Origin of the sequence: Salipaludibacillus agaradhaerens, from assembly GCF_002019735.1 — a bacterium.
GTDB classification, from domain to species: Bacteria; Bacillota; Bacilli; order Bacillales; family Salisediminibacteriaceae; genus Salipaludibacillus; species Salipaludibacillus agaradhaerens.
In genome coordinates this window covers 648424-664943 of sequence record NZ_KV917378.1, presented here as the reverse complement: position 1 = coordinate 664943, position 16520 = coordinate 648424, and the positions used below count along the sequence as shown (strand labels likewise).

19 protein-coding genes are annotated in these 16520 nt (G+C 36.0%); 15 read left to right on the top strand and 4 right to left on the bottom strand.

Annotated elements, in window-relative coordinates:
* The first annotated feature begins 314 nt into the window (after nt 1–314).
* From BK581_RS03075 to BK581_RS20420, 3 genes are all read left to right on the top strand, one after another.
* Nucleotides 315–1037, top strand: coding sequence for an HAD family hydrolase (locus BK581_RS03075; protein WP_078576782.1), 723 nt, complete (start codon nt 315–317; stop codon nt 1035–1037).
* A 37-nt stretch (nt 1038–1074) separates the two neighbouring features.
* Nucleotides 1075–2310, top strand: a complete 1236-nt coding sequence (locus BK581_RS03070) for a DUF418 domain-containing protein (protein WP_078576781.1) — start codon at nt 1075–1077, stop codon at nt 2308–2310.
* A gap of 119 nt (nt 2311–2429) precedes the next feature.
* On the top strand, nt 2430–2558 hold the full coding sequence (locus BK581_RS20420; RefSeq protein ID WP_257821034.1) for a hypothetical protein: 129 nt from the start codon (nt 2430–2432) through the stop codon (nt 2556–2558).
* A 43-nt stretch (nt 2559–2601) separates the two neighbouring features.
* On the opposite strand, the gene BK581_RS03065 is transcribed toward BK581_RS20420, so the two are convergent.
* Complete coding sequence (locus tag BK581_RS03065) at nt 2602–3582, bottom strand: Gfo/Idh/MocA family protein (RefSeq protein ID WP_078576780.1); 981 nt, start codon at nt 3580–3582, stop codon at nt 2602–2604.
* A 295-nt stretch (nt 3583–3877) separates the two neighbouring features.
* Here BK581_RS03065 and BK581_RS03060 point away from each other — a divergent pair, with 295 nt between their 5' ends.
* From BK581_RS03060 to BK581_RS03025, 8 genes are all read left to right on the top strand, one after another.
* Entirely contained in the window at nt 3878–4393 is a 516-nt protein-coding gene (locus BK581_RS03060) for a D-glycero-alpha-D-manno-heptose-1,7-bisphosphate 7-phosphatase (RefSeq protein ID WP_078576779.1), read from the top strand.
* 93 nt (nt 4394–4486) lie between these two features.
* Nucleotides 4487–4714: a hypothetical protein gene (locus BK581_RS03055; RefSeq protein ID WP_078576778.1), complete on the top strand. Its 228-nt coding sequence runs from the start codon at nt 4487–4489 to the stop codon at nt 4712–4714.
* A 383-nt stretch (nt 4715–5097) separates the two neighbouring features.
* A complete protein-coding gene (locus BK581_RS03050) occupies nt 5098–5451 on the top strand; it encodes a VOC family protein (protein WP_078576777.1) in 354 nt (117 codons plus the stop codon).
* 483 nt (nt 5452–5934) lie between these two features.
* Complete coding sequence (locus BK581_RS03045) at nt 5935–6411, top strand: GNAT family N-acetyltransferase (RefSeq protein WP_078576776.1); 477 nt, start codon at nt 5935–5937, stop codon at nt 6409–6411.
* A gap of 174 nt (nt 6412–6585) precedes the next feature.
* Entirely contained in the window at nt 6586–6948 is a 363-nt protein-coding gene (locus BK581_RS03040; RefSeq protein ID WP_078576775.1) for a VOC family protein, read from the top strand.
* Between the two features lie 420 nt (nt 6949–7368).
* A complete protein-coding gene (gene fosM, locus BK581_RS03035) occupies nt 7369–7791 on the top strand; it encodes a FosM family fosfomycin resistance protein (protein WP_078576774.1) in 423 nt (140 codons plus the stop codon).
* An 85-nt stretch (nt 7792–7876) separates the two neighbouring features.
* Nucleotides 7877–8380, top strand: a complete 504-nt coding sequence (locus BK581_RS03030; protein ID WP_078576773.1) for a GNAT family N-acetyltransferase — start codon at nt 7877–7879, stop codon at nt 8378–8380.
* A gap of 3 nt (nt 8381–8383) precedes the next feature.
* The gene (locus BK581_RS03025) at nt 8384–8797 is read left to right on the top strand and encodes a VOC family protein (RefSeq protein WP_078576772.1); all 414 of its coding nucleotides are present in this window, start codon (nt 8384–8386) and stop codon (nt 8795–8797) included.
* A gap of 390 nt (nt 8798–9187) precedes the next feature.
* On the opposite strand, the gene BK581_RS03020 is transcribed toward BK581_RS03025, so the two are convergent.
* The 3 genes from BK581_RS03020 to BK581_RS03010 all read right to left on the bottom strand — a co-directional run bounded on the left by BK581_RS03020 (nt 9188) and on the right by BK581_RS03010 (nt 12055).
* On the bottom strand, nt 9188–9385 hold the full coding sequence (locus tag BK581_RS03020) for a cold-shock protein (protein WP_078576771.1): 198 nt from the start codon (nt 9383–9385) through the stop codon (nt 9188–9190).
* Between the two features lie 313 nt (nt 9386–9698).
* Nucleotides 9699–10928, bottom strand: coding sequence for a zinc-dependent alcohol dehydrogenase (locus tag BK581_RS03015; protein ID WP_078576770.1), 1230 nt, complete (start codon nt 10926–10928; stop codon nt 9699–9701).
* A gap of 35 nt (nt 10929–10963) precedes the next feature.
* Nucleotides 10964–12055 carry a class II aldolase/adducin family protein gene (locus BK581_RS03010; RefSeq protein ID WP_078576769.1) on the bottom strand — a complete coding sequence of 364 codons (1092 nt, stop codon included), beginning with the start codon at nt 12053–12055 and terminating at the stop codon, nt 10964–10966.
* Between the two features lie 120 nt (nt 12056–12175).
* Here BK581_RS03010 and BK581_RS03005 point away from each other — a divergent pair, with 120 nt between their 5' ends.
* The 4 genes from BK581_RS03005 to BK581_RS02990 all read left to right on the top strand — a co-directional run bounded on the left by BK581_RS03005 (nt 12176) and on the right by BK581_RS02990 (nt 16515).
* A complete protein-coding gene (locus BK581_RS03005; protein ID WP_078576768.1) occupies nt 12176–12823 on the top strand; it encodes a lysophospholipid acyltransferase family protein in 648 nt (215 codons plus the stop codon).
* Between the two features lie 30 nt (nt 12824–12853).
* Nucleotides 12854–13741, top strand: a complete 888-nt coding sequence (locus BK581_RS03000) for a diacylglycerol/lipid kinase family protein (RefSeq protein WP_078576767.1) — start codon at nt 12854–12856, stop codon at nt 13739–13741.
* Nucleotides 13742–14132: 391 nt separating this feature from the next.
* Nucleotides 14133–15260, top strand: coding sequence for an MGDG synthase family glycosyltransferase (locus tag BK581_RS02995; protein WP_078576766.1), 1128 nt, complete (start codon nt 14133–14135; stop codon nt 15258–15260).
* A gap of 307 nt (nt 15261–15567) precedes the next feature.
* On the top strand, nt 15568–16515 hold the full coding sequence (locus tag BK581_RS02990; RefSeq protein ID WP_078576765.1) for a peptidoglycan DD-metalloendopeptidase family protein: 948 nt from the start codon (nt 15568–15570) through the stop codon (nt 16513–16515).
* Nucleotides 16516–16520: the final 5 nt, after the last annotated feature.

The following is a 16520-nucleotide window of genomic DNA, read 5'->3' as shown; positions in this document are numbered from 1 at the left end:
TGAAGGTTCGTTTTATGGGAAGAGACAAGCTAAAACAGCTGTCTCCTATTGAGAGTGACAAACTAAGAAAAAAAGTGTCAGTCCTAGAGAAAAGGGTAAGAAGAGATTCACATTATCTACCAAAAGGTGTTAAACTATAATCATAGACTCTTAGCCATAATAAATGAATGTATAATTTTCCCACCTATGTTTCATGGTGATGGGTCATAAGGAAAGCTTTAAAGATGGGGGGCAGCGTTTTTACGCACTTTTATAATACAAATAGAAAAGAATACTACTCAGCAAATTATTGACTATAGATAGGAGTTATTATCATGATAAAAGCGATTTTATTTGATTTGGATGGCACTTTACTTCCTATGGATACGGAAGCATTTATCTCGACTTACATGAGTGAACTAGCAGCGAGGGTGTCACACATCGTTAGTCCAGATATATTTACGAAAGCATTATGGAATGGCACGAAAGCTATGATGTCTGACACTAATTCAACGATAACAAATGAGAAAGTCTTTGAAGCCGTTTTTTTAAAGGAAACAGGCCTAAAGAAAGAAGATATATGGCCAGAATTAGATGAATTTTACATAACGACTTTTCCATCTTTTTCTTACTTATGTCATAGTCAACCTATTGCGCGTCATATAGTAGAAGAAGCAGTAAAGAAGCAGTACAAGATAGCTGTAGCAACAAATCCAGTTTTTCCTAAAGCAGCTATCCATCATCGATTAGAATGGGCCGGTATTAGTGATATACCATTTGATCTAGTGACTGTATATGAAGAAAGTACATTTACCAAACCTCACAAACAATATTTTGAGTCTATTGCTCAACAATTAGATGTTCATCCTAGTGAATGTGTGATGGTCGGAAATGATAAGCAGGAGGATATGGCGGCTTCACTTTCAGGAATGAAAACCTTTCTTATAGAAGGGTGTGTCATCGACCGAGGCAAGCCTCAATATGCAATTGATGCTAAGGGGAGTCTGGATGATTTCTTTCTCATGCTAAAACGAGATCAAGGTATCTTTTCCAGTTAACCCAGAAGATAGATATTGATGAAATGAGGGACGTTGAATGATGAATCACAGTGATAAATATTCTAAACCAATAGCAGTACATGAACGTGTAGATGAATTAGATATGATCAGAGGGTTTGCTTTATTAGGTATTCTCGTCGCAAACATGCCTTTTTTTGGTTCCTCATTTATTTATTCTATACTAGCGAATGACCGTTTATGGACTGAAGGATACCATATATTTGCAGAAGGGTTCATTCATTTTTTTGCAACTTCTAAATTTTTCACGATGTTTTCTTTTTTATTCGGTCTCGGCTTTGTTATTTTTTTAGAAAGAGCTGCTGAAAAAACGAAACATCCGCGGAGGTTGTTTTTAAAACGCCTATTTTTCTTATTAATTTTTGGATTAATCCATGCTTTCGGGATCTGGTATGGAGATATTTTAGTGCTGTATGCTATCACAGGGGTGTTCTTGTTATTATTTCATAAAGCGAAACCAAAAACGGTCATTATATGGGCTTTTTGTTTAATAGGACTGCCAGCTCTTCTTTTTACTTTTTTGGCATTTCTTATGTATGCAGCAAGAGACATGATTCCTGCCGATATAGAAGGGATCTCTTACGGAACAGAACTGGCAGAGCAAGCATTTGCTGCTTATAGCTCAGGTTCCATTTCAGAAATTTTCGCACAAAGAGCATTTGATTATCGGTTCATGTTTTCTAGTAATATTTTTATGCTGCCGATTGTACTCGGTATGTTTTTATTCGGAGTGTATATCGCAAAAACAAAGAAACATACTAACATTTCTGAGCATTTATCATTTTATCAAAAGGTTTGGGTATGGAGTTTAATTATCGGATTTCCTGTTAATATTCTGTTCGTATATAGTTATTTTTCACAAGGCCCAGACAATATGGCCGCTTCATTAGCCTATACAGCTTCAACCATGGTGAGTGGTCCTGCTCTTTGTTTCTTTTATATGACAACGATAGTTCTATTAGTGCAAAAAGGATGGGGGAAATTATTTGTACCCCTTAAGGCTGTGGGTCGAATGGCCTTAAGTAATTACTTATGTCAATCGATTGTTTGCACGTTGATCTTCTACAATTATGGATTAGGGCTTTTCGGTGAAGTAGGTCCATTAATATGGCTATTCATAGCGATTATTTTATTTGCAGGCCAAATTATCTTGAGTCACATGTGGTTAAAAAGGTTTAGATTTGGCCCGGCGGAATGGGCTTGGCGAAGCCTCACTTATGGTCGGATACAGCCATTAAAGATGAGATCAAAGTAAATCTTCAAGTGTTAAAATAAGAGAGTCTCTTGCCTATTATTAACTATTTAAGCCGATGTATATTTACCTTTTTCTACGCTCATGATAACTTACAGGGCTATCAAAGGAGGTAAGTATGTATGCGGAAACGTCATCCGAACAAAAATAAAGCATTAACACATAATCAAACACCTGTAGAAAGCATACCTGATCACGAGAAAGAACGACCAGTTTCTCACAATAGGGAAGTGGAAAAGCGAGATAAATAACCAAAAATGGAGGCGCATTAAAATCGCGAACCTCCATTTTTGGTTATCCTAGAGACTTGTATAAGGCTTCTAAAACTTTCATGTTATTATAGGTGTTCTCTGGTGAATAGTGAGGGCTTTTATGTGACAGAATACATTGAGAAAAATGTGTTATTTGTTCTGTAAACTGATTCGCTTCAAAAGATTGATAATCAACTGATTCGCCATTAACATTTTTTAAGATGACAACCCCTTTTCCACCGTCAGGATTGTGGTCAGGTCTGAAGGCATAAGGGACTTCAATACTACCTTTAGTGCCGATGACCTCATATCGGTTAACTTTAGCTTCGTTAAAGCTACAATCAATGACAGCATCTACTTTTTCAAATGTTAAAATGGCAGAAGTGGCTACATCTACGTTTGAATTTGCAAGTTTTCTTGCGGTGGCAAAAACCTTAATTGGCTCTTCTTCAAGAAGAAATCGACTTACGTGAACACAGTAACAGCCAACATCGTATAAACTTCCTCCACCTAAATCCTTGTTAAGTCGAATATTACTGCTTGCTAGTTCAAGGGGAAATGAAAAGGAAGCCCTAATTCTCGTAATATCTCCAATTCGGCCATCAGATAGCCATGATTTGACGCACTGATGTTGCGGATGAAATTGATACATAAACGCTTCCATCCAAAAAATATGGTTCTCTTTAGCCGCTTCATTCATTTCGACAATGTCTGCTGAGTTTATTGCAGCAGGTTTTTCTACAAGCACATGCTTTTTATGCTGTGCGGCTTTTATAACCCATTCTTTATGTAAGGCATTAGGTAAAGGAATATAAACTGCATCGATGGTGTCATCATTAAGAAGGGCGTCATATGACTCATAATACTTATGTGCTCCCCACTGTTCTGCCGTTTCCTTTGCTTTACCACTTTCACTAGCTACTCCGACTAACTCTGCATTTTCTGCTTCATGTATCGCTGGAACCATCGATTTTTTAGCAATATTGGCCGTACTAAGGATACCCCAGCTTACTTTATCAGTCATCTGTAAATCTCCTTTCCGCTTCGGTCTCATGACATAATTCTATATATAGGTTCACAATTCCTTTTAACAATTAAATAACTTACTTAATTTAACGTAATTTTAATACGATAGTTTTTAAGCTACTGGAAATTTGTGAAACAAACATGATCACCATTAAGAAATAGTATATGTTCGTGATGAAGGAAAAAGGACAGATCATGAAAAAAGGGATGTCATTATACTACGTAGTATAATGAAGTTTGTATCATTTGCTTTTAGACACATTTTGTATGAAGAGGGAGGGGGGAAGGCATCTATGAAAGTGGCTTTTTTAGATCGAGACGGCACTATTATAGAAGATTATTCAGATGAAGTATGGACGTCCGTGACAGCTCCTGTATTTATACCTGAAGCAATTAATGTTCTACACACTTTAACGTTAAAAGGATATGACATTATTATAGTGACGAATCAATACCTTATCGAAGAGGCATATATTACACAAGCACAATACGAACAGATAACGGAGAAAATGTTGCAAAAGCTTGGGGAGAAGGGCATTTGCGTTCTTGATATTTTTTATTGTCCACATAGGCGTGATGCTGGGTGTTCATGTCTAAAACCTAGAAAGGGTCTTATTATGCAGGCAGTAGATAAATACCCGCAGATAGATTTAAATACGTCCGTGATGATTGGTGATTCTGATGCAGATATGCTATTAGCACAGTCACTTAATATGAAGGGTTTTGGGATTGGGATAGATAAAGAATATAAAAAAGGAGATATTACACAAGTCTCATCAATTAAAGAGGTCATGATGTTCATTCCATAACATGTGAATGTGAAGTCAAATATTTTACTTGCAAACAAGAACGTATGTTTGTAAAATAGACATATAAATCTTATTACTAAAGGGGGCTTTATTATGGAGGGGGTTTTAAAGCGTTCAGTTGAGATTGCTTCTCCTGTAGAAATGATTTATATGTCTAATAAAGGCCTTGTCACAAAACGAACACTTACAATTCACAAAATTACAAATAATTCAGTAACTGGTTTTTGCCATCTGCGTAAACAAATTCGTCATTTTAAGAAACAAAATATTTTATCTGTGATGCCGATCACCGTTAAAAGACAAAGCAAGTCATCATTTTAAATAGCTTACATTAAAAGGGATGGTTTATCGGTTGAGGAAGAGACATCAAATGACGTACGTAACATATTACGCCTCTTTGCGAAACAAGGTAGGTGGTAACCGCGTCGATCAACTGTTAGTGACTTTACATGTCCAATTTTCTAAGCCTTCTTTTAGGTGCATGTGCTAGGTTGTACCTTTCTTATTGATACTCTCGATCACGCAATGTAAGAAGGATGGCATTAATATTGGTTATGACACTCTATTGATATAGTGAATTAATTAACTGAATAATTGGACAATCGTAAAAATAAAATGATGCTGCATTAAAATTGTTTTAGGGAAGGGATTGTCCAATAAAGAAGATTAAATCGATAATTAATTTAATTCTTTGGGGGTGCGTTGTGAGCGCTATTTTAAACAAAATAGGAACAGTTTTTATTCCTGTTCGTGACATTGAAGAAGCTAAAAATTGGTATTGTGAGATTTTCGGGTTAAAGGCAGAAGGAGAGATTTTATTTGAACATTTATTCATAATACCAACAACGACAGGAACTGGAATTGTATTAGATAGTAAGATTTATTCAGAAGAAAATATTTTTAAAACGCCGCTATTTCATTTTGATACCAACAATATCCAAGCTGCCTATGAGTTTCTAAAAAGAAAGAATGTTGAAATAACAACAGAAATTGAGCATAATCATTATTTTAATTTTAAAGATCCTTATGGGAATCACTTGATGGTGTGCAAATGTTAAGCTGTTTTCACTAAACAGTAAGCGCTAGTTTTATTTAAAATAAAAGAAAATATCCTGGCATTGAATTGGTTGAAAGTACAGGTAATAACTGTTGCTTTACGTTATAAGTTTCCTGATACTATCCCTTAGTAAAAAATAATGCTATTAACTCCTATCAAGTATGCTTAACACATAAGACTAAAGGAGTTGAGAAGATGTTTAAAAAAATTGCTCATTTTCAGTTGTCTGATTCAGTAGGATCAGAAAAAGAGGCCATATGTTTTATAATGGGATTCTTAGTTTTGGCGTTATCAACAACCAACGACACACACTCATTAAGCAAAAGAAAATAACAAACCCCAGAAAAGCAAGCATGGCGTCATGTCGACAGTTATATTACTTTTTTGAAAGACGAACAGGCTTTTAGACGTGTTCGCTGGGCTACATCTATTCATTAGATACAATATTTATACGTTTACTACTATCGTTCAGAAGGAGTCAGACATGCCATTACCTGTACAATTAGTACCTTATAATACATCTTTTTATCCCCGTCTTTCACGATTCTCTTTATCGGAAAATCAACTAGTGTTTACGTCATTACCAATAAAAGTATTAGCTAACTTAACAACGGATCAGCTTCCAGTAGTTATTACATATGAAGAAGAACCTGTGGGATTTTTTCTCTTAAATAATGGGTTAAGAGTACAAGAGTATTCGTCGAAACAAGGGAGCGTTCTTCTTACCTCTTTATCAATTGACACTGCTTACCAAGGGATAGGAGTAGCTAGACAAGCAATGAAACAACTCCCCCTATTTATATCAGATCATTTCCACCAATGTGAAGAAGTGGTTCTTGCTGTGAATATGCGTAATACCCCAGCACAAAGCCTTTATATAAAGGCAGGCTTTGAAGATACAGGCAAACGAAAGATGGGACCTATTGGAGAGCAAATGATCATGTCGTTAACGGTGAATTGACAAATAGGGGTGAGATATTTCACGTGACGTGCCGCATGGGAACCCATGTGTGAAAGCGAACATCTACAGTAAAAAGGAATGACTAGTTAATGCCTTGATATAAAAAAAGCCCCTTTAATCAGTGGGCATTTTCGTTCATTCTCATAATAAAAAAAGATTAAAGGAGTTGAGAAGATGTTCAAAAAAATTGATCATGTTCAGTTGTCTGCGCCAGTAGGCTCAGAAAAAGAGGCCATACGTTTTTATAATGGCATTCTCGGCTTTGACATCGTCAAAAAACCCCGTTCTCTTGAGAAGCGTGGAGGAGCATGGTTTCGCTATGACGATATTCATTTGCACATAGGTGTTGAAGAAGGGTTTTCGCCAGCTAAGAAGGCTCATCCAGCAATTGAAGTAGAATCTTTGAAGGAGATAGAAAACGTTTTTAAAGATCATCATATAACGATTCAACACGATGACAACTTACCTTCAGCCAAACGCTTTTATGTTAATGACCCTTTTGGAAATCGATTAGAGTTCCTTGAATGGGAAAGTTGATTATACATAACTGCCTTTTTTGTCGTAGCATCATACGGCGTCTCGTCATCATTTAGTGTATTTTATTTTAAAAATAAAAAAAGCTTAACAGGAGTGTTTTTTACTTGATTAAAAATACCTCTAGTGCGACGTTTGTTAGATATTCAGTGACAAATAATGAAATTTCACTTATCAATCAAAAGATAATAACACAAGATGTTTAGGTACAAGGAAGAAAACAAACACACTGTCATTTTTTGCACGACCTATCACGCTAGCTCAATCCATATGTCTAGATCCATAGTGAAAAGTTTTATTTTTAATTTATTAAAAAGCTCTTTACGGAAGCAATCAAACGCTTTCTTAGCAAGTTTATCAGTAAGTGTATAAAATATGATAAGATGGATATATAAAACTAGTTAATAAAGGAGTCGGGAGTCGGTGATAAAAGGGATCAACCACTTTCTTTTTTCCGTCTCTAATTTAGAGACATCTATACATTTTTATGAAAAGGTTTTTGATGCTAAGTTGTTAGTAAAAGGTCGTAGCACTGCTTATTTTGACTTAAACGGTATCTGGCTAGCGTTAAATGAAGAAAAACATATACCACGAAATGATATTAAAGAGTCTTACACTCATATCGCTTTTACAATTGCAGAAGAAGACTATGAAAAAATGTATCACCGTTTATACCAGTTGAATGTGTGCATATTACCTGGGAGAAAACGGGATGAACGTGATAAAAAATCAATATACTTTACAGATCCAGATGGTCACAAATTTGAGTTTCACACTGGATCTTTACAAGATAGGTTAGATTATTACAAAAGCGATAAGCCACATATGACATTTTATCACAGATAAGCACCCCTAAAAACGCCCACTGATTGAAGTTCGTGTTATGCGAAAAAAGTCTATTGACGTGATAGGACGATCAAAGGAGTAGAACATGATAACATTAAAATTACTAACTATGGATGACCGGGAGAGACTATTTTATTTTGAAAAAGAGAACAAATATTTTTTTGAATCAATGGTACCGCCTAGACCAGAAACGTATAACACGAAACATACTTTTAATAAGGTAATAGAGCAGCTAATAGATGAACAAAACAGAAAGAAATCGTATTACTATCTCATCATGAATAACCAAGATGATTTAGTCGGACGATTAAATATAACCGATATCGACAATGAATGTGGCAACATTGGGTATCGAATTGGAGAGAACTATTGTGGTCAAGGGCTAGCTTCAAAAGCATTAAAGCAATTTTTGCTAACAACACCTGATATACCTTTAAAATGTTTAAAAGCAAAAACGACCAACCATAATATCTCCTCACAGCGTGTGCTTGAGAAAAATCAATTTTATATTGTGAAAGAAGATGATCAAGCTTTTTTATTTAATAAACATCATGTTCATTTTATCCATTTTCAATGGGATAGGGGATAACTGATGAGAAAAAAAGGACTTCTTCATCATATAGAATTAAATGTAGCGGATTTACATACATCCCTTTATTTTTGGGGATGGTTTTTAAGTAAACTAGGATACAGCGTTTATCAGTCATGGGAAAAGGGACAAAGTTGGAAGTTAGACGAGACCTACATTGTATTTGTACAGACGAGAGAAAAACACCTTCCGTTTGGTTATCACCGGAGTAGAACAGGGGTGAATCATCTAGCTTTTCATCTCGATACAAAAGAAGAAATAGATGACTTTACCTCGCTTCTCAAAGAACGTGGCATCACAATTTTATATAAAGATAAGCACCCTTATGCAGGAGGGCTTTCTCATTATGCCGTTTATTTCGAAGATCCTAATAGAATAAAGGTTGAACTAGTAGCCACTGCAACAGAGCAAAAGTAAAAGGAAAAACCAGATTTATTTCTGCGAAAAAGTCGCGATTCGTGGCTAATATACACTTATCAGAATAAGGGACGATTGAGCTACATCTGGTAGAAGCATTAATCACATGAACCCATATAGGTCAATGTATTTTTAACCTTTTTTCTAAAAAACGTTGGGTAATACGCATAGAGAAGAGACTAACCTATTGAACAATCAAGTTGAGACTCTTCTTATTCTCAAGGTTTAAAAAGGGCTAGAGGAGGAGGTATGTATCAGATGAATGATGTATGAAAGTGATCGATACATAAAAAGCAATCATAAGGAGTGGCATTTATGTGGCTCTGTAATGGCATAACAAGGAAATAGAGAGAAAATAAAAAAGCCCGGTTATTCCGGGCTTTTTTATCATTACTTTTGTACGTTAGCAGCTTGTGGTCCACGTTGACCTTCTTCGATGTCAAAAGAAACAGCTTGACCTTCTTCAAGTGTTTTAAAGCCATCGCCTTGGATCGCTGAGAAGTGAACGAAAACGTCGTCTTGACCTTCAACTTCGATAAATCCAAAACCTTTTTCTGCGTTAAACCATTTTACTGTACCTTGTGTCATAAAAAATTCCTCCTGTGTGGGTCCCGCCCACTGATTATTACTATATTGAGCTCTTCATTTAATCATTCAAGAGGAAAAGCATTTGTTTCCTTCTATCACTCATATCCGAACGTCAACCAGTAATACCTATATTAACATACAATAATCGATAATGAAACTAAAAACTAAAATAATATATACGGTTATTATAAATAGAACTTTTTATCTAGGTATCAATACCTAATCGAATGATGTTATCTCGTTTTAAATCTAAAATTTATAAGCATTTTATTGTTTCACGACACGTTGAACAATGAACTTAAGGCGGTGTTTGTCAGTTTGGTTTTAATAAAACTTTCATGCTGCCTTCCTTTCCTTTATTCATTGCTGTATCTATAGCATGTTTGTATTCTGTGATTTGAAATGAATGGGTAATGAGTGATGAAAGGTCAACTTTATTTAGAGCCATCAAGTCTATAGCTAACTGGATGGCTCGTGTTTTCTTGCCGTTCACTCCTTCAACTTTAGAGGAAAATGTCCCTTTTATCTCTAATTCGTTCAACCAGATCATCGTCATATCTAAATTCGCTATCTTTCCTGCTAAGCCTAACAGGCCCACTTTTCCAGCTTTTTTAGCAAAACGCAGTGAGTCATGTAAACTTCTTTCGTTTCCAACACAATCATATACAATATCAGCTCCTCCGTGCACAATCGGTTCCCCAATGACTGGTTTAAATACGTCTGCCTTTAATACTTCGGCAACATTGGTCACATAATCATCTTCTTTAGAATAATAGACCACCTCATCAGCACCAAATGATGTGGCAGTTTCTCCTTGGAAGGGGTACTTAACGAGTGTGACGATGCGACACTCACATTCAAGTGCTTTTAATGCAGCTATTAAACATATGCCAATCACGCCTCCTCCAATGACAAAGACAGTATCATGTGGTTTAGGTGGCATTTGCAAAACGGTATGCAACGCACAACTGAACGGTTCAGCTAATACTGCATTCTTATGGGAAACTGAGTCCGGAACGGGGATTAATTGGCTTTCATGAGCAACAGCAAATTGACTCCAGCCACCGCCAGTGTCTTTACATGTTCCTGTCATGAGCCCTGGTGAAATGGCGCCATCTTGAACCCTTAAACATAAGTTAACATTTCCTTTTTGACATTGAGAACATTGAGGTGTTATTCCTCTAGATTCACATGACAATACAGGATCAATCACAACTCTATCGCCTACCTTTAAGCGACTAACGCGATTTCCAAGGCGCGAGACAGTGCCAATAATTTCATGGCCTAGCGTGAAAGGAAATGAAATAAAAGGTGACATAGACGGACTGTCCTTTAATGTAATTAAATTAAGGTCACTCCCACAAATGCCAGAATACAAAACTTCGATTTCAACCCAGCTGTCATTTGGTAATTCTGGTTTGGCAACGTCCCTTAAATTTAAAGAGGTGAAAGGTCCTCTCGTATAAAAGGAACGATTAAGTCGACCAAGTCCTTTGGTAAACGTATATTTAGGCAAACTTAAATCAAATTGTATCGCTCTCATTGACCATCACCACTTTATAATGAGATTTACTAACGTTATTGCATCGGTACTTGGGGGATTATTTTTCCTTCAATCCTTTCAAAAATATCATCAAGACTTAATCCCGTAATTGTAAGACCGTGATTCTTTAATCCAATGACAGCTCGTGAGGGGTCGGGAGAATTTTTCACTAGGTTGGCAACAGTTGTAGCCAACTCAACTGTCCCACACGGATAATTAATCTCGGTCGCAGTTATGCCATTCATCCATGCATGGATATGAATGATCGCGCCTACTTGAGGATGCTCTTTATAAATCATCCAATGTTCGATAGCGTCTACAGATGCTCTTTTCGGTTTAATATGAGGAGGAACACTCACCTTCATCGCTTTTTTTTCCTCATCAAAGCCTGTCATGTACAAGAAATCTTGCCCAACAGTCGTCATGTTTGATTTGTCTATGCCACTAGCACTCATCCAAAAACGAGTTCCCTCCTGTCTAGCACTTAAATTTCCATAACTTAACCCTCCGATACCATATAATTTCTTTAAATGGCGTATATCTCGATCACTCAGCACATCCTCTAACGGAAAAGGAGCAGGTAATAAGTTTAATTGATCTAACTTTCTTCCAGCGTTACTAAGGGACCTAGTGATGGCATCACCGTTCCAGAGATGTTCAGGTAAATCTTCATAAAAATGATTATCAATCACGAGTTGTGATGAAGCAAGGGGTTCCAGTCTCTCGTATATTTTTTGAAAGATTTTATCATCTTTATCATTAGTATCGATCGTAATACTGTAATTTCCTTGTTCAGGCGTTAAAAAATAAAGCTGTGTTTTGTCTTTACCATAGCAAACATACATGAGGTGATTAGCTAAACTTCTTACTAAATATGGATAAGCTTCTTTGTGAATTTCTCTAGGTAAATGATCTGATTCAACAATTGATACTACAAACGTGGCTTGCGATTTTCTTCGGTAAGGTCTAGGGGAGTCTCTATCGACAAAATGAAAAGCAAGTTTTGTATCATCTTTAGGTATTGCATTGTATTCATAACCTTTCTTACGAAAAATAGCTGAGATGCCATCAATAATCCATTCAGAGAAGGGATTAGCTGGCTGGCCTGTACATGTAAATGTGCTCATAATTTTATAACCTCCTTGTACATGGTTTAGTAATTATTATTAATTTTTACCATGTTTTAGGGATATTATTTTCGAAATGATAAAAAATATACATAGATTCTAAATAAGAAGGAGATAACCATGGTTTATATAATTATAAAGTATGTAGCAAAATGCCTTATTCCGATTAGATACAACATTGTCATAAAAAATGGAGATAAATTACATGAAATGAAAGGGCCATTGATTGTATCATCTAATCATACAAGTAGCCTTGATCCTATTTTAATTGGCCTCATTTTAGATAGTCCCGTTTACTTTATGGCAAAAAAAGAATTATTTCGAACTAAAATAGGGGCGTGGTTTTTTACTGCAATGAATGCTATCTCTATTGATCGCAATGCTTTTATGCTTATTAGGCCAATTAGAAAAGTACTGACTTTATTAGAAAGAAAGGAAGTAGTGGGTATTTTCCCAGAAGGAAAGAGGGTAAAAAAAGACAGAAAAGGAAAACCTAAAAATGGTGTCGCCTTTTTCGCATTAAAAGCACGTGTTCCCGTACTACCTATAGGATTAATAATAAATGACAAACGACGCCTATTAAGGCGAAAAGTTACCGTGATTATTGGAGAACCCATTGATTTAAGTGACTGTCCATTTAAAAACAGCTACAGCCAAATATCTGAATACATTATGGAAGTGTCCCACACACTCATAAATCGTGAACAACTATCTGGCAAGTATAGAACAAACCTTGAATCAAATTGGCAAATGGATAAAAAAGTGTAGAAATGTTTTATAAAGGAAGGTTGATTGTCTATGTTAGGGTTTATTGTGAATGAATTATCAGGAAATGGCAGAGGGAGACGCGTATGGAAGAAAGTTGAGCGCAGCGTATTACTTAAAGACATTGATTATACTACACGTTTTACAAATAGTCCTAACCATGCTACCAAACTTGTTAAAGATCTATTACATGAGAAGGTAGACATTATCATTGTGGTAGGAGGAGATGGCACGATACATGAAGTGGTAAATGGCCTTGTTTTTCAACCGATTCCGCTAGGTATTATTCCAACCGGATCAGGAAACGATTTTGCTCGCTCGTTATCTATCCCAATGAATCCCTTTAAAGCACTAGAGCGTATTTTAATGAATGATCCAGAATCTATCGATATTCTAGATCTTGGTAAACGCTATTGTTTAACAGTTACTGGAATTGGCTTAGATGGACAAGTTGCCGCAACTGTAAACAAAGCAGTGTATAAAAGGTTTTTAAATTGGTGTCGCTTAGGTGGTTTATCTTACACAGTGAGCTTACTAGATACGTTAATTCGTTATGTACCAACCACGGTAAGGTTAGTAATAGATGGGAAAGAAATGAGCTTTGAAAAAGTGTGGCTAGTTGCCATTGCAAATTCTCCATCATATGGGGGAGGAATAACAATTTGTCCTGATGCTTTATTTAATGATGGTCTATTAAATGTGTGTATTGTACATGGTCTTAATAAGTGGTCCTTGCTTCGCGTATTTCCAAAGGCTTTTAAAGGTAATCATACCGTTCTTAAAAAGAATGTTACACTGATCCAAGGAAAGCAAATCTCTGTACTATCTGACCCGCCGGTCCCCGTCCATACAGATGGCGAGCAATTGATGTTTAGTCCTGTAAAGGCAACGATCAAAAGAGAAGCGTTAAATATTATTTAATCCCCATTCCCCCGTTCGAATAAGATTAAGAAGCACAAATACATAGGTGTATTATCTTGTAGAACCTCTATGCACTACGGTAACAACTTTGGTGCTTTTTTCGTTTCAAATAAGTAATCATATTCGTAGATAAACAACGAATAAACTATTTTTTCTAAGGACGATCTCAACCTTTTATTGTAATTCTTCATAAGAGGTCTCCTTTCCTGAAAGTGATAACTCATTATTCGATAGGGGGAATTTATTGTTAGTATGAAAAAAAAAATAAAAAATATGTAGCTTTTATTAAGGCAGATAGGCTAATTCCTTTTTGAAAGAGGTAGAAGTATAAATTGATCTAAAAATGAGACGTTAAAAGGAAAGACTCCTGAACGAGAAGGGAAGTAAGAAAATGAAGGATAAGCCGCTAATTTTTTCTGCTTCAATAGGAAATGGTCATACGCAGGCTGCCAAGGCTTTAAATGCCGAGCTTTTAAAGCAAGGTTACAGCCCAAAAATAGTTGATACATTTTATGAGCTCAACCCTTACCTCCACCATCTCATGCTTTATACATATTTAAGTATGATTAAATGGCAACCCTCAGTATGGAGAAAACTGTATTTTCATGCTGAACAGGTGCCCTTATTTCATCTACTTGACAAATTTTCTGGACTTTATATAACGCAACTGTATCGGCTCGTGAATCAAGATAACTGTCCATTCATCATTTCGACTCATCCTTTCGTGACAGCTTTTTTGTCAAATTTGATTAAAAAAAAGAACCTGAATATGCCTTTTTACACGGTTATTACAGATTTTGTATTACATCCGGCTTATTTACGCGAGACTATAGACGGTTATTTTACCGCTTCATGTGAGATTGCTACATTTGCAAAAAAAAATGATATTGCACCTCAACTTTTCACATCCACTGGTATCCCTATATTAGCTCATAACACGATTCCTTTAACAAAAGAAGAAGCGAGACAAAAATTAGGAATTCCTTTAACAGACAAAGTAGTTGTGATTGCTGGAGGTGGAAGAGGACTAACGAATTATAGCCGCATATTAAAGGAATTAGATTCATTGGATGACGTTCTTCACATCATTTGTATGGTAGGTGAAAATATTCAAGCAAAAAAGAAGCTTTTAAAACAAAAAAGTAAACATGATCTTAAAATAGTTGGTTTTACTGATCAGTTTATCGTGTTTTTAAAAGCAAGTGATACGATCATCTCCAAAGCAGGTGGTGTAACGATGGCAGAGGCACTCGTTTGTGAAACACCTATCGTGCTTTTTCGTTCAGTGCCAGGTCATGAAGAACAAAACGCCCAATATTTAACTGATGAAGGTGCAGCCGTATCTGTGGCCTCATATAAAGAATTAGCAACGACTCTTTACCGTGTTTTGCACCGGAATGATGTGAGGGAAAGGTTAATTACACGAGCAAGGAGCTTAAAAAGACCCTTTGCGGCTCATCATATTATTTCTTGTATTTTACAAGAGGAGTACGAAAAAACACATCGAACAGTAAAGTAGCGGACGTTACTTTACTGTAATGTTTTTGTAACATTTTTTGTGCTGCTTCATACAGCACGTTTTTAAATAGATAAGCGTTTAAAACCTACTACAACAGCTTAAAAGAGAAATATATTTATGATTAAAAATAGAAAGATAAGTTTAATGATCATGACTTTAGCTTTTTTTGTAATAGAAAAGTAATGTTAATTTTCCTTTCGACAACTTTTGTCATTTGTTTAACAATGATATAATTTTTTACTAGTGTGATAACATGCAAGAATCGAAAGCGAGGTGACTCCCCACTTTTCTAGAACGGGGCAAAGGTTTGCTAAAAAAAATGAAGAAAAAATCATGGACTGTGATGATCTCCTCTGGCCCCCAATCGTCAATTAAACAATTTAAATTTCAAAGGTTGTTTGTTTATAGTGTTATAGGTTTAGCAACGATCGTCATTGTTTCTTTCGGTATGCTAACCATTGCATACGATAACTTAAGGATTGAAAATACAGCTTTAACAAACGACTTAGACGAACGGGAAGAGGAAATAGCCAAATTAAACAATGAAAATCATGCTATTTATGAAGAAGCCACGGCTGTGCAAGAAACAGTGGAGGAATTTAAACAAATTGAAGAGCTTTTGAACGACCTAGATTTAGACCTCCCTTCTGAAACAATTGAGGAAGATGGAAGTGGGGGTTTAGAATTTGAAGAGAATCCAGATATATCTTCTCTTAATCAAGATATACACAGTGATTTAATTGCTATACATTCAGAGTTACCAGAACTATTGGACGACTTTGAAAGTACAGTGGATGCTTTAGTGGCATATGAGGAACAATTACGAACGGTACCAACTCATTTTCCGGCTGCTGAAGGACGCATTTCTTCAGAGTTCGGTAATCGAAGTGATCCGTTTACTGGGGCTAAAAGATTCCATTCTGGAACAGATGTAGCTGCTCCGTTAGACACTGAGATTTATGCAGCCGCCGACGGTGTTGTGACAGAAGCTGTTCGAGAGGATGGTTATGGTAATAAGATTGTGATAAGTCATGGTGACACATATGAGACACTATATGCTCACTTAAACTCAATGGACGTTTCTGTCGGTGATGAGGTCAAAAAAGGAGATTTCATTGGCGGAATGGGTACAACTGGAAGAAGTACAGGTGTTCATTTACACTATGAAATCAGGCGATATGGTGAATTAATTGATCCTTATAAATACATGACCTTCCATCAGCAAGAAAACGATATTGATGAAGACGAAAGTTGAGGTGG